Genomic DNA, 17,575 nt, shown 5'->3' with positions numbered 1-17,575 from the left:
TGAAAGAAGATGGGCTCACCCTTCAGGGCGAGGCCCATCAGGGGTGGTTAAAAGGTTGCGCGAATCAGATCAAGCGGCTACGCACGCGCTTGCTGCGTCGTGACGAACAATCGCAGCAGTCAGCTCCATGGCCCCATCAAAGGGGCCCATGCACTTCCCGCTTTTCTCGTCCACCAGCTTCCAACCGCGAATTGCGCTTCGCACGGTGAGTTCATCACCAGATTGGAATTTGACGCGAGTGCCATCAGCAACGTGGCCGAGCATGGAGTGGAACGCTGACGCGTTCACCACGCACTGGTTGCTCTCGGATGGCTCGAATTGCGCATGCAGCAACGCCTTGAGGCGATCGTTCACGGCGGAGCGGAAGTCCTTGCCCAGGTAGCCTTGGTAGGCCGCACTGGACTTGTACACCCGGCAGGGTGCTTCGCACTCGACGCCCCGCCCTGCCCCGGCAGTTCCATGATGGAAAAACCAGAAGGCTCCGGGCAGTGCCGCCGAGGTGATTTCGAGCGATTGTTTGGACACGGGCGGGTGGAGGCCGCCGCAACTCAAGGACGCGTGACCCGCTTTGCCCAGGAAGAACGAACCACCAGGCGAGGTCTGGATGTCGTTTCCCCAGTCGTAGCTGAAGCGCTCAAGCTCCCCATTGGGGAACAGAACGAAGTCCCCCATGCGGGGGCCTTCCAGTGTGTCGCGCATCTCAATTGAGATGCGGAGCATCTCTTGGTCAATGGAATCCAAATGATGGTTCATGGTCTGCCTTTTTGAAAAATGACAGGCCTCGCCCAAACGGACAAGAGCCCGTCAGGGTGGTGGAATGCTCGCGGGAGCAGAAATGCTGATTTGCCTCGAAGGGCACGGCCAAGCTACCGTTTCAAACCATCTGCACTAGGCTGATGGGCGTGAATGCTTTCCGAAGCGCCCGGTTTTCCAGGGGCTTTGGAAAGCCCTGCAACCCCGAGGGGAGCAGGGCGTTCGCTTTGTCACCGACAACGAGCCTTCGGGGCTCATCGGCAGCGTGGTTTCAGCTTAGATACTGCGACTCCACGTTCTGTTCGTCCGGTATTTGAGCCTGCATCTTGCTAAAAATGGATCTTTTTATCTCTCCGCATTCATCGTAAACACTGGCATAGGCAAGCCAGCGCTCGGCCGAGGGCAACAGCGAGACAACATCAAGCACAGCGGAATCCGGCCAGGCATCAATGAAGCCATTGCTCATGATGGCTGCGTGCAAGTGGAATAGGTCTGAGAGCGTGCGCGCGCCATGCTGCTCAACAATATCTGAGAGCACTTCAACGCTGTCCGATAGCTCGTTGTAGAACTCCTCGGCCAGCCTCAGTCGTGTCAGGGGCTCGGGCAGCATGCGCTCGTAAGCGGGCACCGATTCCAGGGTGAGATTCGACATTTCCGTTCTCCTGCGAAAGAGACGGACACTGGCCCGGAGGGCAACAGGTGCCCGTCAGGGTGAATAAAAAATCCCGCGATCGAGCGCAGTCGATTCACGGGATGATGTGAGCGTTCCGAGATGGGCGCTTTTCAGGCGGTGTGTGCCTTGTCTTCAGTTTTGGAAGGCCCGGTTTCCCGCGTAGCCAAATACACGAAGCCTGCACAAATCAGGCTTCCCAGGATGAGAAAGGCTGCAGTCATCTCATTCTCCTTTGCTGAGGATTGCCCCTGCGACGAATAGTACCAGACCCCAAATCATCAGGGAGCATACGTACAAGAGGGTGGTCCAGAATGAGAACGCTGCCCCAAAGAGGACAGTGATCGCTCCCACGCAGCAGGCCACACAGAGGGTATGAGCCAGACGCCCGTAGGCCTCCTTCTGCTTCAGTGTCGGCCGCGCCAACGCATCTTTGAAATCGCCGAGAGCACCGCGCATGCGCTGTCTGAGCATTCCTGTTCCTTTCAATGAAGAAAGGCGCCAACCCAAGAGGGCATGCGCCCTCTAAGGGTTGATGGTTCAATCTTCCGGCTGCTCGTCTTTCTTGGGTTCGCTCTTCTTGGTCCGAGCCTCCTCGGTTTCTTTGAAGAGACGCATCAGCTCGATGAGAGCGGCGGCGTTCACGGGTACGGTCTTCCCCGCCGCCGCGTCACTACCGTTGGCCTCCAGATCGGCGAGCAATTGCTGCACTTCGCTGGATTGCGTGATCTGCCCGAGAGCGGATCCGACCGAGTGGTAGAGCTTCGTGGCCAGAGCCCGCGGAGGTGCCCATTCCTTGATCGCCGAAGGCTTGACCTTGGTCTGGCCTCGGGCGTTGGCTTCCTTGAGTTTTGCGCCCAGGATCTCACCGGCCTTGTCACCGTGCTTGCGCACGACTTCAATGGCCATGGTCGCAGAGACTGCACCTTGGTTCACGAGAGCCTGAACGTCAGTGTTGGCCTCGGCCAGCACCAACATCGACTCTACGTGCTGAGCCGTCTTGGCAACACTGCGCGCGATCTCGGAAACATCCAGGCCCATGCGCAGAAGCCGCAAATACCCGCGAGCAATGCCAACGGGTTTGAGCTTCAGCCCCTCGGAGCTGGTGAGCATGCAAACCACGCGATCGGCGTCGTTCCCCCTGAAGGGAAGACATTCCAGATGCGTGATCGTGGCGCCACGTTCGATGGCAAGCAACGCACCGCGGCGACGCTGGTGGCCATCAACAAGGATGATGTCCCCGGTGGCCGAATCGATGCGAACCGCGAGCGGCGGCACGTAGCGACCCGCCGCATAGGCTTGCGCGAACGCCTCGATCTGGGCTTGAACGTCCGGGTCGTTGTAGTCCCGTTCGTTGAAGCCAGGCTCTTCCATCAATTTTGCGGGTGGGACCTTATAGAGGTCCGTCTTCTTGACACCGGTCTCTTGAGAGTTGCCGGCCAGGGCCTTGAAAGACCCGTGAATTTTTTCGGTCATGATTTTTCCTTTGGAATTTGCACGGGACAGCGATACCGCTGGCCTGAGCAGTTGTTGAAATGATTTCTGCGAGCTTTGTTGCCGGTTGTTTGAGTTCCCCGAGCCAGGAACATTGAACAGAAGGGATTACCCCGCCTGCGTCAAATGCTGGTTTCCCGCAGCGCCCCTTTCTGGACGCTCTGGGAAACCACTCCAGCACAAGGGCTGGAGGGGTTCTGGTGTGCATCGACCTCGCGGTCTTTGCGCTATCCTTGGTACATCACGAGCCCAAGTAGCTCAGCAATTTTTTGAGCGGTTCTGTAGCTCATCGACTCGGCGATCAGGTATTTGCCGCCGTAAAACACAGCAGCGTCATCCGGCAGAGGTGCAAGATCGAAACCTTCAAGAGGCTCGTCCGTCACCAGTGCACCACCAGGGCCGTATCGACATGCACCGGCCTTTTTAACCAGCCCCATGCGATTCACGACAGTGACACGATCTTTCGGGTAATAGTGATTCACCCACGTGTCGTCATTTGCATGGAAGCCGATCCGACCATCTACCTCACGGTGGGTGATCGACTCGATTTCAATTTCATTCTTCGGGTTAGCGAAGCACAGAACGTCGCCGACTCGAAGGGCTGATGCCTGCACAATTACTCGTGTTGGATACATGTCAGGCCTCCGGGTCCAGTAGATCACTCTTGTTTGTTAGTTCTCCATCCGGGTCGTACTCCCTCCAAATCCCACCGAATGCATCGGGAAGGCTGTCGTTGCCATGAATGCCGACGTACCACACTTCATCGAGTGGCGATGCCGGGTTCTTGACCTCGCCGCCGCAGTGATTGCAGATCACGTTAGCTATTTCGGTCATGAAGCTCGAAAATATGGCGGAATCATCAAGTTCGCCGCTGTCTTTGGTCAGCAGTTTCGTGACGATTTCTGCCAGTTCTTTTGCGCTTATCTGCTTACTCATAGGTCTCTCCAAGAAAATGAACGAGACCAGCCCAACGGGCCGGTACCCGTTCGGGTTAAAAATTGAAGTTCAAGCCTCGCAGCCTGTCAGACGAACATGTCCATCTGCCTGCTTGCGAAGTCATCAGCAGCCTCATCGACGCACTTCCCGATTTCCCAGGATGTGCAAACACGAGGCAGGTGGCAGATGCGCCAGAGCAGGTTTGAGTCCTGCAACACATCAGCACCCACGTCGATGGTGTAGCCCGTGCTAGTCGGGGTCCCAAGGTACCGAAGCCCCTCGACCGTGCTTTTCAAGTAGCCGTCCAGTTCGACGCGCTCATCCACAGCAACGCTCATCCCAGGTGGCATCGGAGGTGCAACATCCAGAGCCTCACGGAGGGCCTCAATGCGTACCTTGTAGCTTCCAGGTTCAGCAAGCTCGGTACGCCAGCATGAAGTGATGAAGTCCTGCAGGATCTCCCATTTCTCGCCGCGATTGCGCCAGGCTCCCTGTTCGTCGGCCACCAAAAATTTGCCATTCGGGACTCGCATGATGCTCGGCGGCTTCGGCAAATCAATGTGCCGCACAGGCTTCGGCTTGTAGCCGTATTCCGCGGTCCTCTCGGCCGAATGCGGTGTGCCTCTCACAAGGCGCCAAGGCCCCAGGTCATTCCCGTTGTAGATTTCGCTGAGCATTGCGGCGTGTTCGCTGAAGGACAGCGAAAGCACCCCGCCCGACAGAAGCTGTTGGGCGAGATCAGGGTGGCCATGACGCTTGAAAGCGGCCACGACAAACTCCTGTTTTTCAGTGGGCACGGTGGCGTCGAAGCCCCCGTGCATCTTCATTTTCAGGTTCGGTAATGAAAGGAGGACCGGGTTGGCCAATTCCTTGTACCAATCCTTGACGAAGTTCTCGGGTTTGATGTCGCCTCTCCTGCTGCGAAGCATCCCGCTCTCGCAGGATCCAGCGGCCAGAAAGATTCGCCTCAAAGCGCCTTCGATCGTCCCGATGTACCAACAGCCCCAATGAGGGGTGTGGGGGTACACGTTCTTTTCGTACGTTTCCTCGTAGAGGAAGTAGTACAGCTTGCCATCCGCGCCCTTTGTGGCGGCGACGAGCTTGTCGGTAATGATGGTGGCTCCCATGAATTTCTCCATAAAAAATGGAGCCACCATCCCCAGCGGGGATAGAGACCCCTGGGGTTGTTGAAGAGCTTGCGCTCAAGATTGCTGTTTGGCTCCGAAGAGCGCGGCCAGCTACCGATCTACCGTCTGCATTACGCAGGTTGGTGGAATTCTTTCCGAAGCCGCATGCTACCAGTGGCGAGCGGCTTCGGGAAGAGCCCTGCACAAGTGCAAGGCCGCCCATTTTCAACCGAAATAGTAGTTGATATTCACCGCGAGGCCGATGATGCCTGCTGCGATGGTGAGGATGTCCACCCGGCATTCGGGCGAACTCCAGATGGCTTTGATTTTCGTGCGCATGGTTGTCCTTGAGTCCGGGCGCACTCCCAACCGGGAGTGACCCCGGTGGGTTGAGAAGATGTTTGTCGGCTCAGGCCGTTGTGGCTTGAACCACGCGTGCCCTGAACCCCAGTCCAGACAGGTTGAAACACTGCTTGCTGGAGGTTGTCACGATGATGCTGTCTGCAGATTGAATGCTGAGTACGGTGCACACGCCGAGCCTTGATGTCTCGACCTGATCGCCGACTTGCAGCCGTCCTTCCACTTTCAGCTTGACGAGGCGGATGTGCCCCGGTTGAACGGGTTGATTCGTCATTTGGCTCTCCTTCAGAAGGCCAGAACTGGCAAGCGTTTGGAGCGGTCGTACACCCACTGAAAGTAGTTGTCGTACGGCACGTTGCAGCGCAGCCCTTCGCCGGTGGCGAGCTGCAGTCCGGGTGAAACCGGGGCACTGTCACGCACCAGGAAAAGCGCGCCAGGCTTGCCTGGTTCAGACGGCCTGAAGTACAGGTACATCGGTTCCACCGTGCCGGCGCTCGCCATCATTCGACCAAGCGCCTCCCCCTGCTCTGCGCACTTGCGCACTAGCTGAACGAATTCATCCATTTTGAACTCCATGAAAAAACGCGGAGCCCGCCCCTTGCGGGAAAGGCCCCGCATGGGTGGTGAAATTTGCCGGCTTCAGCCGACAAGTTGAAGTAGCGGTGATTCGGTTTGCACCGACTGCGCCGCGTGGGTGGCTTTGAGCATCTTGCCGAGCACCATTGCCACGGCCCGGAAAGGCTCGTAACAAATCGACTGGCCCAGCAGCTCGTGCGCCAATGTGGCCGAGAGGCCCTGAACCAGTTGCTCCGGCACCCCCTTGATCCTTGCATGCTCCCCAGGTGTGAACTGGCGAAGCAAATTGGGATTCGTGGGATGGCGAAGCTTCGGATCCGTAGAGCGAACCTTGCTGTAGCCTTTGGTGATCGTCGGGCAACGAATGTCGCTGCCGGTGATGATCTGCATGGCAAAGCCCTTGCCGGCCTCCTGGTCGCGCTCCTGCTTGGTTTTGAGGCCTTGCATTTCGCTCCAGCAATCCGCGTCCTCGGGCACGGCATCGAGCACTCCGGCGATTCTCCGTTCATGCTTCTCAGGCCTTTGCAGCGCTGAAAAGTCGAACGACATGCCTTCTGTGACTGCCACCATGCACATGCGCTCCCGGTGCTCCAGCGCATTCCAGTCGGAAGCCTGCAAGACTTCCTCATGGACCCGGTATCCGAGATCACGCAGTTGGTTCCGCAGAATGCTCATGGACGCCGTGGCCATGTACGGCTTGACGTTTTCCAGAAGCACCACGGCCGGTTGCACCTTGGCGATGATGGCGAGAAACGCCACCACCAGATGCCCCACTTCCGGGTGAGCTTCAGGGTGTTGCAGGCCGCGCTTGGCACGCCCAGCGACGGATGCGCCGCTGCAGGGTATGCCAGCTTCCATGATCTCGACTTTAGGAAGCTGAGACATGGCCCAGGCGTCGAATGCCAGTTCCTGCATGGGCGCTGCAACGGCGATGGTGCTCTCGCTCCATGCGCTGTTGTGCTCCCCTGCTTGCTCCAGCAGCTCTGGCCTGATGTCATTGGCGAACGCCAAGTGAGTTGCGACGCCGGCGTCCTGTAACCCCGCGTGCAGTGCATGCGAGAGCACTCCGCCGCCGTGCGAGATCGAGCCGACCGCCAGGGGTTCGCCCGTTTGCAGCTTGTGCTGCAGGCGGCCCAGACGATCGCTTTTCGCAATCTCGCTGGCCAGCGGCATGACGATGATTCGCCGGGCCTGCACGATCACGCGGACGACTTCATGGCCAGAGAGAACTGAAAGCACCTCCATCGAATTGATGTCGATGATGGGCTCTTGCGTGTCCCCCTTGACCTTGCGCGAGACCACTCGCGAACCGATGTCAGAGAGCTCCAGTACCAGCATGCCACGCTCTTCGTCCTTGCGGGCGTTGAAGCGCTGGCCAGGCAGGAACCCTGCCGCGCGCGGCTTGCGGCCTTGCAGCCACAGTCTCGGGCAGCCGCGGTTCGTGCCTATCTTCGTCGTTTCGTATGCCTTCATGATGACTCCTTTGGAAAGAGCGAAGGCACACCCCTTGCGGGGTGCGTCCCCGCATGGGTTGTGTGAAGTGGCCTTCAGATCCCGAAATGGGCTCTGACCAGGCGCCGTCGCTCAGCGTACGGACGGCCTTTGGTGACCTCGATAGGTGCGCAGGCAGTGAGATTGCGTAGAGCTGCAGCACGCATGAGCACGCTGTAGCCCTCTTCCTGTGCCACCCTGACAAGGTGAAATGGCGGGAGCACGTCCGTTGCCCGAAGGTGCCCCAAAAAGCGTTGCCGCTTTTCACTGGCGAGGACGCGAAGGTTATTCATGCAGCCCCCTGCCCATCGAGTCATTGTGTGCTTCCTGTGGCATCGGAGGGATGTAGCCCATCGCGATGCTGTACTCCCGGCCGCAGCCGCCCTCAAAGACGACATCTACGTCTTGAGAGAGGCACTGCCCGCCTGCAAACTCGAAGCGTTCACCGTGCTTGATCTGGTTGAGCCGATCCGCCCATTTGCGATACACGACGAACCCCCACCGCTCGCCCTTGGCCATGCTGAAGCGAGGGAAGGAAACATCGCGTTTGAAGCGGATGACTGCGTGCGGTAGCTCCGACTCGTCAATACTGTTCTGCATCATCGTTCTCCAGGAAGAAACGACGAGCATCTGGCCCAACGGGCAGCAGACGCCCGTCAGGGTTTAAAAGGCTTGCGCCCGTGGATTGCTGATTCGTCCGGGAGGACGCGGCCAAGCTGCCGCTTCAGATCCGATGCATTACGCACCAGGACAGGAATCGGTTTTCCTAAGCGCACCCGCGATACGCTTGGGAAAACCCCCGCCCCTGGTGGGGCGGAGGAGTTCACTTTACTGGCATCGAACTCGAACCGTCTCTCCCCAAGGCGCCGGATAGTCACCATTGGTGTCTCCCCAGAGCACGGGATAGTCGGGTTCAACAGCAGGGAACCGCCCCGCCATGTCCGTGAGGTACACGAGGCATGAGGGCGTTAGGTCCTGCTCTTCGATCCACTTAAAAACGGGCCGGAAGTCCGTGCCACCGAACCCTTTGGGCACGATGGTGATGGGCTCGCCCTTCTCGAACACGTCCACCCCTTGGATCTTCGCATCGCAATAGATGACATGCACAGCCTGAGGCTGCACTTCATCCACGATGGCGTTGATCTCGTTGGTGAACTGGCTCACCATCAGGTCGCTGACACTCCCCGAAGTGTCCACTGCCACCACCATGGGAGGCATGGATTCGGACCGAAGCGATGGCATGTAGAGGCCAAGAGACAGGTAGCGTGCATTGGGCGTCTTCCATGAGTAATCGTCGGTCGCGTTCTCTTGGATAAATCGCCTGAGGATGGCGCGCCAGTCTTGAGGCGGGTTCTTGATTTCATTCAGCAACCGCGCCATGCCTGCCGGCAAGTTGCCCATGGCTTGAGCCTGCTTGGCAGCTTGAAGTACCGAGGCAGACCAGTCGGCTTTGAGCTCATGCGTGTCAGACTCATCGCTGTCCACAACCTCGCCACAGCCATTGTCCTGAGCATCGTCTTGGCCCCCCGAGGAATTGCTTCCCGGATTACCTTGACCGTTGCCTTGGCTATTGCTGTTTTGTTGTTGCTCCTGTGGCTGACTCTGGCGCTCTTTCTGCCTGATGGCATAGATCTCTTCAGGGCTCTTGCCTTTGTAGGGCGTCCCGTCGAGTGCACCTTTCGGTAGCACCATGCCAGCATCGAGAACGATCGGGTTGATGGCCAGATCGGCGGCCTCGTTCCATCCTTTCGGATCACGGTGCTCGCGTCTCCAGGTATGCCCGTTCCCGCAGTGCAAAACCTCGTGGGCGATAACGCCCTTGAGCTCGTGCTTGCTCAGCGTGGCCACGTACTCGGGGTTGAACCAGAGCCGTTTGCCGTCCGTCTTTAGCGTTTTGGTGTTGGACTTGTCCTCAACCAGCTCAAGCTTCAAGGAAAGAACCCCGAAGAAGGGCTGGTCGAGAACCAGTGCCCTGCGTGCTGCTGATACAGCTTGCATCATGTGTGATCTCCTTGCTGTTGAAGTGAGGCCACGCCCCAAGCGGGGAGTGGCCCCAGGGGGTTACATGTAGGCATCCATCAGTGTCGAGATCTCGGCCGCTTGCGCTGCGACGCGACCCCGAATAATGGAATCGTCCCGCAGTTGCTGCGGGCTGTGGACGGTGAGCGCGGCCTTGCACTTCGCACGAATGTCTTCGAGCTGCTTGTCGTCGGTCACATTCAGGCGAGGTATGAGGTCGATCAGGTCATTGATGTTGCCGACCAAGGTGTCATGGAACTTGCCGTCAGGCTTGCTCAGACGCAGCACCATGTTGTCCACGGCGTTGCGCAGGCGGTTCCAAAGATCCTTGTTGGCTTGCTCCATCTCGCGCTGCATGCGTTGCTCGATGTCCTTGCGGATTCGGGTGATCTCCGAGTCCGCGAGGTTGACCCGGAAGTCTTCCGCCAGCGGGAACGGCAGGATCTCCAAATCGATTCCGAACTTGAAGGCCATTTCCGATGTGAGCGGGTAGTCCATTTCATTGAACATGCTGCCCAGCAAAACCCGTGCGTCGTCTTTCAAGCGAGGGTAGTCCCGCAGGAAGGCGTCGGTTTCCAAGTCGTACTGGTTGCGCAACTTGCGCACGCCCTCGGCGAACTGCTCGTAGTTCGATGTCGGGAGAATGCGCTGACCATCCTTGCTCCAGGGAAGGGTCTGTTCGTAGTAGAAGGCGCGCAACTCGCGTCCCTTCTTGTGCACCGCTTCGTAGGACTCGGCGGCGCCAGGGAGCAGGTGCTTGTTGAAGCGCCCTGCGTCACTCGATGCGGAGTGTTTTTCCACCACTTCGAGGCTGATTTTCTTGTCGTATTTGCGAGCCTGCCAGCCACGAATGGCCAGGCCCACGAGCATTGCCTTGTTGTGCAGATTGGTTTGTTGATTCATGGTGATCTCCAGAAAAAAAGCGGAGCTCACCCCCTTGCGGAGGATGGCCCCGCGAGGGTTGAAGTGCATTGCTCTTGCGAGCTTTGTTGCCGGTTGTTTGAGTTCCCCGAGCCAGGAACATTGAACAGAAGGGATTACCCCGTCCGCGTCAAATGCTGGTTTCCCGCAGCGCCCCTTTCTGGACGCTCTGGGAAACCACCCCAGCCGTGAGGCTGGAGCGGGTTCAATTTTAGTGCTCAATTGGAAGAGGCTCCAGCACTTCAGGCCCTTGAAGCCCAAGGGTGTGGAGCTCCTGTTCTTGAGTGGCGCACCGAACGCCTGTTGGACGTATGCCTCTTCCCTCTGATTGAGAGGGAAGCGACATCGCTGCGCCATTGGGTTAAGGCTGTTTCAGCGCTGTTGGCAAGCACTTCGCCAAGAATTTCCCTGTTCCCAAGGTATTTCTTGATCTCTTGTGCCGTACCTTCCCACGCCATGACCATGGCGGTGTAGTTGCTGAAGACGATGGCGAAGGATTTCACTTTGCCCTCCCCTTCATCGCAGAACGAAACTTGCGCAGCTCCAAAAGAGCCTCAGCGACGTACTGCCGTGATCTGCGCACGCTGATGATGGTCCATTTCGGGTATTCCCGGTAGGTGCCATCGTTCAGCCGCTTGATCACTGCATTGGGGAAGTCGTATTCGCGTATCTTGCTCATGACAATGCCTTGAACGCGTTCGCGAAATAGGTGCCCAGGTAGGCGCCGTTGACCGCCTTCGCGTGGAAGAGAACCTCTCGTTGTTTCGTGCTGAAGTTCATCGTCTGTCCTGAGTAGGAGACTGCGACCACGCGGCACTCGTTAAGGATGGGTTGGACGCACAGGCCTGCTTCTTTCAGCAGGTTGACATCGAGCACACCGGTCTTGAGTTGCCTCACATCGATGCCATTCAGATCGTGCTCATTGCGCTCGATCATCTCGGGTTCAAACCTGCGCGTCTTGCTTACGATTTTCATGATTGATGCTCCAAAAAAATGAGGCACCAATCCCCTCTGGGATTTGATGCCCCAGAGGGTTAAAAAAGTTTGCTGCCAGGCTTTACGCCTGCTTTGCCAACAAGGCGTCGTAGTCCAGGGACTTCAGCGCGCCATTGATGAGAGGCACATCTATGGTCATCACGCGATTGAGGCACCCGAGCAGCTTGATCTCGACCAGAGGGCCGATCGGTTGACCGTCGCTGTCGTGGCCACCGCAGATGATCACGTGTGTCCCTTCGTGCGCTCCCTCCTGAATTTTCAGGACAGGATCCACCGTAAGAGGCCACTCCAGGATCGGCGGGCCCCATGGGGTTTCGCTTCCTGCGGCTTGCGCCCAATAAAAAGAGCCCTCGTCCGAACAGCGCAGTTCGCGCTCAAGGATCTTGGCCACCGTCCGTGCGTACAGCACTTTGGGGGGTTTGACGCGCGGCTTAGGCATGGGCTTTCTCTTTCATCTGGGCCTGCGCCCGTTCGATGAATTCCGTCTGTGCGATGATGCGCGAGGCATGGCGCCTCAGATCGCGGCTGTGCATCGCCAGGCACTCTTCGACGGTTTGGCCGCTGTACATGACGAGCTGCAGATCTCGACGACCGCTTCTGATGTGGACGGCCGTGTGCGTTCCGTAGTTGCAGGTGCTGATGTTGATCATGGAGAACTCCTAAGTTGATCTGCGGAGCTCACCCCTGGCGGGGCAAGTCCCCGCAAGGGAAAAACAAAAACTGCGATCGGCTGCGGGCTGCCCGTATCTCTAAGCGGCAAGCATCCACAAGCCACGTTCAGGCGAACTGAACATCCCGGTGCTGTTGAGGACTTGCCGAACCTTTGCTTTCCAATTGGGGTTTACGGCCAGCTTTTGAGGCGCTGCACGTGCGACTTCCTGGTAGATCTGTTCGAGCGATGCCTTACCGCGAAGGCGCTGCATCACTAGGCCGATGATCGACTTCCATGTCCCCGTCAGGCGCGAGTGCTGTTCCCTTGCCATCGTGCCGAGAAGCACAAGCAGTGGGCCGGATTTCTTCTGCCACAAGAGGATGTACTCGTGCATGATCCGCGGCAGGGCCAACTTGGAGTAGCTGCGAGAGTCAGAAACGCAGTTGTGCTGTTGCTTGATGATCACCGCCGCCAGTTCGTCACTGGGCATACGAGCAATCATTTCGGCCTGGTAGGACGTGTACGTCCCATTTTTCCGATAGTCGCCGATGATGGTTCCATAAAAGCCCTGCGGCTTTGTTGCATCGCGCTGGTTCAGCAACACGAGCTGCATCTTCTCGTGGAACTCCTGATTGGAGCCGCATCGTGAGAGGTCTGCAGGGTTCGGTTCGCTGCCCCAAACGGACCCGCTGTAAACGATCATGGGGCCGTAGGGCGGATGCGATAGGCAAAGGTCAACTTGCTCGCCCACCGTCAAGAGGATCGAGTCGGTGACTGCATTGAAGCCCTGGTGCAAATCCAGGCCCCATGCTTTGATGCTCATTTCCTTGGCCACTTCCACCGAGGTTCCCGAGCCGACCATGGGATCAACAAAGGTTGACGGCTGCAGTTGTCGAAACAGGTCCTGATAGACGTGTCCGCTGCAGTTTCCCCGCCACTTCGAGTCGCCCCAATGGCCGCGATCAGGATACGAAATTACGCTGTGCATAGGTTGCTCCTAGAAAACGAGCAACCCCCTTTCGGGATTGCCCGAAAGGGTTGATGAATGCTCTTGCGAGCCTTGTTGCCGGTTGTTTGAGTTCCCCGAGCCAGGAACATTGAACAGAAGGGATTACCCCGTCCGCATCAAATGCTGATTTCCCGCAGCGCCCCTTTCTGGACGCTCTGGGAAACCGCCTGCACCGAGGTGCAGGGGTTCTTTATCGGGTTTTGACCAAACCCACGTTGACGGCCTCGCGACGGAACGCCGCCATATGGTCCAGCGGGACCATTTCAGGAGCGTGTGCAGTATCGAAATACCGCTCGTCGAGGGGAAGCCAAAGGCGCCTTTGAAGGTCAAACCTCGTGTCCACTTTCAGTGCTTTCGTCTTGGCGGCCGAGATCGTGAAAGACCCTTGGCCGACGCGTTCCGGGTGCTGACTTGTACCGTAGGCAACAAGCGCCTCGCGGCGACCGTTTCCTCTGTCCTCAACACTTAGAACAAGCACTGGCCGCAGCTTCGGACCAGGCGTCATGACGGCTTCCGATTCCGGAAACCATGCATGCACGATTGCCCCAACTGGGGCGGAAAACTTGCTCATCGCAGTCTCCTGCCCCTGAGGGGAATGGTTAAGGTTTTTGTACTCCGTGGGCTACGAATAGCTCGTGGAGACTCTTGGCTTCGAAGCCAGGTGGGGGCGTTTTGAGCCCGTATCCACCCATGTGTTTGTCGATCGCCTGATGGATGAGTTCTTCGGGCGTGAGCCCGAGTTCTTCCGCCATGGCTTTCAACCGCTCTGGAGTGGTGTCCAGGTCGTCGTAGTGGATGGTGAAATGCATAGAAGCTCCTTCGCGCAGCCAGGGATGACACCATTTCTGGTGCCACCATGGCAGGCGACTGAAGTCTAGCCGTTGCACCGCTGTCGGCAACTGCGGCATGAAACTCTCCCGTGGCTCATCCCAGGAAGGTTTGGCCAAATTCACTTACCGCAAGCCGCGTCCAGTCGGGCGTGTCATGCACTTCCGGATGCAGGCGCGTCGTGTCCTTGACCATCAAGGTCGCAAACTCCGACTTGCCATCTCCGTGCAGGCGCTCTGCATAGCGGAAGATCCGCCCGCAGTTGCTGTCGCTTGCCTTCCTTGCCAGTGCGCTGCAGACGGCCCAGATCATGTCGGGACGATCCGGGATCGGTGCGTTGTCCGGGTCAAGAATGATCTTGTCCGGGCTCGGCATATTGCTGCGATACATTTTCAGGAAAGCTCGCAACTCGAAGGCCGCGCCTTCGCCGACTGCTCCTGCAATGGCAGTGAATTCCAAGTCTTCAGGCAAAGCCATATTGAGGGTCTTCCCGGTGAATGCCCAGGTCCGAGGACACGGGAAGTTTTCCATGTCATTCGAACGCTTGGTTGGATCGAAGACATGCAGCAGGTTCGGACGAAACCGGATGAACGAGATGAGTTCAGGCGGCATGCCCGCACCCAGCGCCCATTGCGTCCAGCAATCCACCGAGACCTCGACCTCGATAACGGTGCCGAATCGAGAAAGCACAGGGGTCAGGATGCCACTCACACCAGCGCGGTCGCTACGGCGGTTGGTGGCCGCAGCGAAGGTGACGCAATCGGGCAGCTTGTGCCCGTTGACGCTCCGTGCCAGCAACAGTTGCATGTAGCTGGCTTGCACCGCGGGGCTGGCCTGCCCAAGGTCATCAAGGAACCACAACGTGGGGCGCGTGGCGTTGATGGCGCGCGCCAAATCCCCGAAGGGCAAGAAGGTAGCGCTTGCGCCATCCTTGCTTGGCCAGGGCAAGCCCTTTGCGTCCGTGGGATCGCTGACAACCGGGTGCGACAAGATGATGTCGTATCCGATGCTTGCGGCCGCCTGTTCGACGATCGAGGACTTTCCTATTCCCGGCGCCCCAGTGAGCAGTACCGGCGTGTTTGCCGCCATGAAAGCTGCCAACAGGTGGGAAGCTTTTTGCGGAGTGATGGTATTCGACATGGTGATCTCCAAAAAAAGCGAGACACCATGCCCTTGCGGGATAGGTATCCCGCGAGGGTGAAAAAGTGAATGAAACAAAAGCCCGAAGGCCAGGAAACCCTTAGATCAGGCCCCATGACTTCTCTGCATCAGCAGAGACTCTTGGGGAGAGCAAGCCGCTCCTGCTCGCGCAGGAAGGCTCATTCATTTCGCTTGACTGCGCGGCGTCCAATTCCAGCACGCTTGCACGTAGCCGTCAGCATCTTCCATTCCAGGCCAGCCTTGGGAACAAGAGCTCAGTTCGCCCGGTTTGTAATTGCAGTGCAAGCAGCGCGAGCACAGATCGTCGTCGCTGATGGATTTCAAGCCGCCCGAGGTGATGGGCGAGAGTTCAATTTCATGCATGCCGTGGACTCCAAAAAAGAAGGCCACGGCCCCGGTTGGAGCAGTGGCCCCTACGGGTTTGTGATCGCTCTTGCGAGCGCGCTATGCCGGTTGTTTTAACTCCCCAGCCAGGAGTTCTTTGAAGTCGAACGGATTACCCGGTGCGACCAAAAAAGCTGCTTTCCAAAACGTCCCTGAATTAGACGCTTTGGGAAGCCCGCCCTGGTGGGGGCGGCCTTCATTTTAGCGACACAACTCACGCTGGAGCAAGAACGCTTTGACGCGCCTTGCCACAGCAATGAGCTGACTCGTTTCGTCACGCCGCAAGCAGGTCCAACTGTTCCGACTGGGGGAGTGGAGTTGGTGCGCTTACAGCTACTTTTTGAGGCGCCGGGAGCGCTTGGAGCACCGGCCTTTGCTCAAGCGCAGGGCCACAACGCAGACCATGTTTTGCATGGATCCCATCAATGGCCGCCTGTATGCGATCGAGCTCGGGCAACTCGTTGCTACCAGTACCTTTCAGGCTGCGAATCACTGCCCGTGCGGGATCGTCGTACCCGTAGGTCCTGGTGTTGCTCTTGCGATATGCGTCCAGGTACTCTTTGCTCAGCGACTCGCCCTGTTCATACTGCTTCTTGAAGTCGGCGTTGGCCTCGTTCATGTCGGCAGGGATCCAGTGACGCAGCTTGCCCACGAACTGGTTGATCTTTTCAACGACCTCTTGCGAGGCAGGGTAGAAATGGATCGTTCCCGTGCCGCAGTAGTACCGGAAATCGAAGTAGCGCGTCTTAATGCGCTCCGACGATCCTTTCTCGCGCCGCTTGAAGCCCGACACCAGACCGTCATAGTGCTTGGTTTCGCCGTGAAGGTAGCCAAACACCTTGTCGATGTCCGCAAGGAATTGCTCGCTTTCGTAGTCCAGCCCGTCGCCCCAGTGGGACCGGAAGCGGGGGATGATGAAGCGGGTTTTCCTGATGCGCACTCCGATGCGGTGCTTCTGATTCGACTTCCAACTCTTGTAGAACACCACGTTGTCCGTGCTGCGCTCGATGATGGTATCGAACAGATCACAGATCATGTCGCGGTAAATGTCGCCCATCGACTCAATCACCCCCGCCAGGAATCCATGAACGTTGTACGCGCTGAATTCCATCTGGTAGATGCTTGCGGCCGAGGACTCCACCTTGCGGCGTGCCTGGTTGCTTAGCTTTTCGGTCAAGAGCGCGGAGCGAATAATCTGCGCCCACGCTTGCTTCTTCAGATGGGCATAGGCCTCCTGAAAGGCTTTGTTGGCGTACTTTCGGATTGAGCCCACGCTCTCGCGTGAGTCGCTGCCAACACCTTTCGCCTGCATCTCCTCCAATGTCAGGCCAAGCTGCGCCGACAGATGGGCCGAGATCGCTTGCGCCTCGCATGACTTTCGTGCTGCGTTGACCGCCATGTCAAACCGCATGCAGGTGTCCTGCACAAAGTTGTTGGGCAGCGTCAATGCGGAACATTGCTCGGGGTTGAGCTCCGGACCTTCTTGGTCCTTGCGCATGCCGGCAAAGATGGCGTCCATGTCCAAACCGTTCGCCGGCTCTTTGTCCAGATGGATCAGTGCGATTTCCACGTCAGTCTTGCGCTCCACGTCGCCAGTGAACTGGTCCCGTAGAAACTCGACGCTACCGTGCTTCTCGATCAGGCCAACCAGGCGCTTGCGCTCCTGAGAAAACGGATTCCTGATGGTCTCCGCGTTCACGATGGCCACGATTTCAGCGTCATAAACCGTATCCCATGCATGCAGAACATGCTTGGCACCTTCCGAAAAAGGCGGGTTCATGATGACCTGATCAATGGCTGCCAGGCTTTGCACCTGCAGGAAGTCGTACCCGAGCAGGTTGGCGCCGAGTTCCTTGAGGCTGGCGTGGTGCTGCGCATCGATTTCGACAACAGACACTTCGCGCAAGCGCTGGAACTTTTGGCGTGCCCGCTCTCGCAGGCGAACCGTGTATCGGCCTTGCTGATACTCAGTATCTTCGAACTCTGCAACCCACGGAATGTCCTCTTCGGCAAGGCCGGAGAAGCCTTCCTGTGCATAGCGGATCAGGTTGCCCTTGCCCGCGCTCGGATCGCACACGTGCCCAATGGGGCGCTTGAACATGTTCCACATAAGAGCCGCCGTGCGCTCGCCCGTGGGGAAGTATTGGTAACCATTCATGATGACTCCTCTAATGAAAAAGAGGGCCATCCCCCATGAG

23 protein-coding genes are annotated in these 17,575 nt (G+C 58.0%); all 23 read right to left on the bottom strand.

The features are described 5' to 3' along the window. Positions 1-69: 69 nt before the first annotated feature. Positions 70-753 (bottom strand): hypothetical protein, encoded by a 684-nt coding sequence (locus C6571_RS18905; protein ID WP_013516266.1) that lies wholly within the window; start codon positions 751-753, stop codon positions 70-72. A gap of 271 nt (positions 754-1,024) precedes the next feature. Next, positions 1,025-1,405: a hypothetical protein gene (locus C6571_RS18900; RefSeq protein ID WP_013516265.1), complete on the bottom strand. Its 381-nt coding sequence runs from the start codon at positions 1,403-1,405 to the stop codon at positions 1,025-1,027. Between the two features lie 558 nt (positions 1,406-1,963). Continuing rightward, the gene (locus C6571_RS18890; protein WP_106448438.1) at positions 1,964-2,899 is read right to left on the bottom strand and encodes a ParB/RepB/Spo0J family partition protein; all 936 of its coding nucleotides are present in this window, start codon (positions 2,897-2,899) and stop codon (positions 1,964-1,966) included. A 245-nt stretch (positions 2,900-3,144) separates the two neighbouring features. Continuing rightward, complete coding sequence (locus C6571_RS19640; RefSeq protein ID WP_146139392.1) at positions 3,145-3,552, bottom strand: hypothetical protein; 408 nt, start codon at positions 3,550-3,552, stop codon at positions 3,145-3,147. A gap of 1 nt (position 3,553) precedes the next feature. Next, positions 3,554-3,853, bottom strand: coding sequence for a hypothetical protein (locus C6571_RS18880; protein WP_106448436.1), 300 nt, complete (start codon positions 3,851-3,853; stop codon positions 3,554-3,556). Positions 3,854-3,939: 86 nt separating this feature from the next. Beyond that, entirely contained in the window at positions 3,940-4,980 is a 1,041-nt protein-coding gene (locus C6571_RS18875; RefSeq protein ID WP_146139391.1) for a hypothetical protein, read from the bottom strand. Between the two features lie 409 nt (positions 4,981-5,389). After that, complete coding sequence (locus tag C6571_RS18870) at positions 5,390-5,614, bottom strand: hypothetical protein (RefSeq protein WP_106448434.1); 225 nt, start codon at positions 5,612-5,614, stop codon at positions 5,390-5,392. 11 nt (positions 5,615-5,625) lie between these two features. Then, a complete protein-coding gene (locus C6571_RS18865; protein ID WP_146139390.1) occupies positions 5,626-5,904 on the bottom strand; it encodes a hypothetical protein in 279 nt (92 codons plus the stop codon). A 75-nt stretch (positions 5,905-5,979) separates the two neighbouring features. Next, on the bottom strand, positions 5,980-7,389 hold the full coding sequence (locus C6571_RS18860; RefSeq protein ID WP_106448432.1) for a DNA cytosine methyltransferase: 1,410 nt from the start codon (positions 7,387-7,389) through the stop codon (positions 5,980-5,982). 303 nt (positions 7,390-7,692) lie between these two features. Next, positions 7,693-8,037 carry a hypothetical protein gene (locus tag C6571_RS18855; protein ID WP_245901600.1) on the bottom strand — a complete coding sequence of 115 codons (345 nt, stop codon included), beginning with the start codon at positions 8,035-8,037 and terminating at the stop codon, positions 7,693-7,695. Between the two features lie 198 nt (positions 8,038-8,235). Then, on the bottom strand, positions 8,236-9,408 hold the full coding sequence (locus C6571_RS18850) for a vWA domain-containing protein (protein WP_106448431.1): 1,173 nt from the start codon (positions 9,406-9,408) through the stop codon (positions 8,236-8,238). 60 nt (positions 9,409-9,468) lie between these two features. Further along, on the bottom strand, positions 9,469-10,329 hold the full coding sequence (locus tag C6571_RS18845; protein WP_146139389.1) for a hypothetical protein: 861 nt from the start codon (positions 10,327-10,329) through the stop codon (positions 9,469-9,471). A gap of 260 nt (positions 10,330-10,589) precedes the next feature. Next, positions 10,590-10,850, bottom strand: a complete 261-nt coding sequence (locus C6571_RS19635; protein ID WP_146139388.1) for a hypothetical protein — start codon at positions 10,848-10,850, stop codon at positions 10,590-10,592. After that, positions 10,847-11,026, bottom strand: coding sequence for a hypothetical protein (locus tag C6571_RS18840; protein ID WP_106448429.1), 180 nt, complete (start codon positions 11,024-11,026; stop codon positions 10,847-10,849). The genes C6571_RS19635 and C6571_RS18840 overlap by 4 nt, the downstream gene beginning before the upstream one ends. Next, on the bottom strand, positions 11,023-11,322 hold the full coding sequence (locus tag C6571_RS18835) for a hypothetical protein (protein ID WP_106448428.1): 300 nt from the start codon (positions 11,320-11,322) through the stop codon (positions 11,023-11,025). The genes C6571_RS18840 and C6571_RS18835 overlap by 4 nt, the downstream gene beginning before the upstream one ends. 82 nt (positions 11,323-11,404) lie before the next feature. Further along, on the bottom strand, positions 11,405-11,782 hold the full coding sequence (locus tag C6571_RS18830) for a hypothetical protein (protein ID WP_106448427.1): 378 nt from the start codon (positions 11,780-11,782) through the stop codon (positions 11,405-11,407). Then, positions 11,775-11,993 (bottom strand): hypothetical protein, encoded by a 219-nt coding sequence (locus tag C6571_RS18825; RefSeq protein ID WP_106448426.1) that lies wholly within the window; start codon positions 11,991-11,993, stop codon positions 11,775-11,777. The genes C6571_RS18830 and C6571_RS18825 overlap by 8 nt, the downstream gene beginning before the upstream one ends. Positions 11,994-12,092: 99 nt before the next feature. Next, on the bottom strand, positions 12,093-12,983 hold the full coding sequence (locus C6571_RS18820) for a hypothetical protein (protein WP_106448425.1): 891 nt from the start codon (positions 12,981-12,983) through the stop codon (positions 12,093-12,095). Positions 12,984-13,194: 211 nt separating this feature from the next. Beyond that, positions 13,195-13,575, bottom strand: coding sequence for a toxin of addiction system (locus C6571_RS18815; RefSeq protein WP_106448424.1), 381 nt, complete (start codon positions 13,573-13,575; stop codon positions 13,195-13,197). 28 nt (positions 13,576-13,603) lie between these two features. Continuing rightward, entirely contained in the window at positions 13,604-13,813 is a 210-nt protein-coding gene (locus C6571_RS18810; protein ID WP_106448423.1) for a hypothetical protein, read from the bottom strand. 115 nt (positions 13,814-13,928) lie between these two features. Further along, positions 13,929-14,972 (bottom strand): ATP-binding protein, encoded by a 1,044-nt coding sequence (locus tag C6571_RS18805; protein WP_106448453.1) that lies wholly within the window; start codon positions 14,970-14,972, stop codon positions 13,929-13,931. Between the two features lie 183 nt (positions 14,973-15,155). Continuing rightward, positions 15,156-15,356, bottom strand: a complete 201-nt coding sequence (locus C6571_RS18800) for a hypothetical protein (protein ID WP_106448422.1) — start codon at positions 15,354-15,356, stop codon at positions 15,156-15,158. Between the two features lie 295 nt (positions 15,357-15,651). Then, positions 15,652-17,535 (bottom strand): DUF4942 domain-containing protein, encoded by a 1,884-nt coding sequence (locus C6571_RS20080; RefSeq protein WP_245901598.1) that lies wholly within the window; start codon positions 17,533-17,535, stop codon positions 15,652-15,654. Positions 17,536-17,575 lie beyond the last annotated feature (40 nt).

The sequence above is a fragment of the Simplicispira suum genome, assembly GCF_003008595.1.
Taxonomy (GTDB): Bacteria; Pseudomonadota; Gammaproteobacteria; order Burkholderiales; family Burkholderiaceae_C; genus Simplicispira; species Simplicispira suum.
This window is presented reverse-complemented; position numbering and strand designations above follow the sequence as displayed.

What these genes read in the sequence shown, in the direction of transcription:
- C6571_RS18905 (WP_013516266.1), bottom strand. Translation starts at nt 753, where the DNA reads ATGAACCATCATTTGGATTCCATTGACCAAGAGATGCTCCGCATCTCA.
- C6571_RS18900 (WP_013516265.1), bottom strand. Translation starts at nt 1,405, where the DNA reads ATGTCGAATCTCACCCTGGAATCGGTGCCCGCTTACGAGCGCATGCTG.
- C6571_RS18890 (WP_106448438.1), bottom strand. Translation starts at nt 2,899, where the DNA reads ATGACCGAAAAAATTCACGGGTCTTTCAAGGCCCTGGCCGGCAACTCT.
- C6571_RS19640 (WP_146139392.1), bottom strand. Translation starts at nt 3,552, where the DNA reads ATGTATCCAACACGAGTAATTGTGCAGGCATCAGCCCTTCGAGTCGGC.
- C6571_RS18880 (WP_106448436.1), bottom strand. Translation starts at nt 3,853, where the DNA reads ATGAGTAAGCAGATAAGCGCAAAAGAACTGGCAGAAATCGTCACGAAA.
- C6571_RS18875 (WP_146139391.1), bottom strand. Translation starts at nt 4,980, where the DNA reads ATGGGAGCCACCATCATTACCGACAAGCTCGTCGCCGCCACAAAGGGC.
- C6571_RS18870 (WP_106448434.1), bottom strand. Translation starts at nt 5,614, where the DNA reads ATGACGAATCAACCCGTTCAACCGGGGCACATCCGCCTCGTCAAGCTG.
- C6571_RS18865 (WP_146139390.1), bottom strand. Translation starts at nt 5,904, where the DNA reads ATGGATGAATTCGTTCAGCTAGTGCGCAAGTGCGCAGAGCAGGGGGAG.
- C6571_RS18860 (WP_106448432.1), bottom strand. Translation starts at nt 7,389, where the DNA reads ATGAAGGCATACGAAACGACGAAGATAGGCACGAACCGCGGCTGCCCG.
- C6571_RS18855 (WP_245901600.1), bottom strand. Translation starts at nt 8,037, where the DNA reads ATGCTCGTCGTTTCTTCCTGGAGAACGATGATGCAGAACAGTATTGAC.
- C6571_RS18850 (WP_106448431.1), bottom strand. Translation starts at nt 9,408, where the DNA reads ATGATGCAAGCTGTATCAGCAGCACGCAGGGCACTGGTTCTCGACCAG.
- C6571_RS18845 (WP_146139389.1), bottom strand. Translation starts at nt 10,329, where the DNA reads ATGAATCAACAAACCAATCTGCACAACAAGGCAATGCTCGTGGGCCTG.
- C6571_RS18840 (WP_106448429.1), bottom strand. Translation starts at nt 11,026, where the DNA reads ATGAGCAAGATACGCGAATACGACTTCCCCAATGCAGTGATCAAGCGG.
- C6571_RS18835 (WP_106448428.1), bottom strand. Translation starts at nt 11,322, where the DNA reads ATGAAAATCGTAAGCAAGACGCGCAGGTTTGAACCCGAGATGATCGAG.
- C6571_RS18830 (WP_106448427.1), bottom strand. Translation starts at nt 11,782, where the DNA reads ATGCCTAAGCCGCGCGTCAAACCCCCCAAAGTGCTGTACGCACGGACG.
- C6571_RS18825 (WP_106448426.1), bottom strand. Translation starts at nt 11,993, where the DNA reads ATGATCAACATCAGCACCTGCAACTACGGAACGCACACGGCCGTCCAC.
- C6571_RS18820 (WP_106448425.1), bottom strand. Translation starts at nt 12,983, where the DNA reads ATGCACAGCGTAATTTCGTATCCTGATCGCGGCCATTGGGGCGACTCG.
- C6571_RS18815 (WP_106448424.1), bottom strand. Translation starts at nt 13,575, where the DNA reads ATGAGCAAGTTTTCCGCCCCAGTTGGGGCAATCGTGCATGCATGGTTT.
- C6571_RS18810 (WP_106448423.1), bottom strand. Translation starts at nt 13,813, where the DNA reads ATGCATTTCACCATCCACTACGACGACCTGGACACCACTCCAGAGCGG.
- C6571_RS18805 (WP_106448453.1), bottom strand. Translation starts at nt 14,972, where the DNA reads ATGTCGAATACCATCACTCCGCAAAAAGCTTCCCACCTGTTGGCAGCT.
- C6571_RS18800 (WP_106448422.1), bottom strand. Translation starts at nt 15,356, where the DNA reads ATGCATGAAATTGAACTCTCGCCCATCACCTCGGGCGGCTTGAAATCC.
- C6571_RS20080 (WP_245901598.1), bottom strand. Translation starts at nt 17,535, where the DNA reads ATGAATGGTTACCAATACTTCCCCACGGGCGAGCGCACGGCGGCTCTT.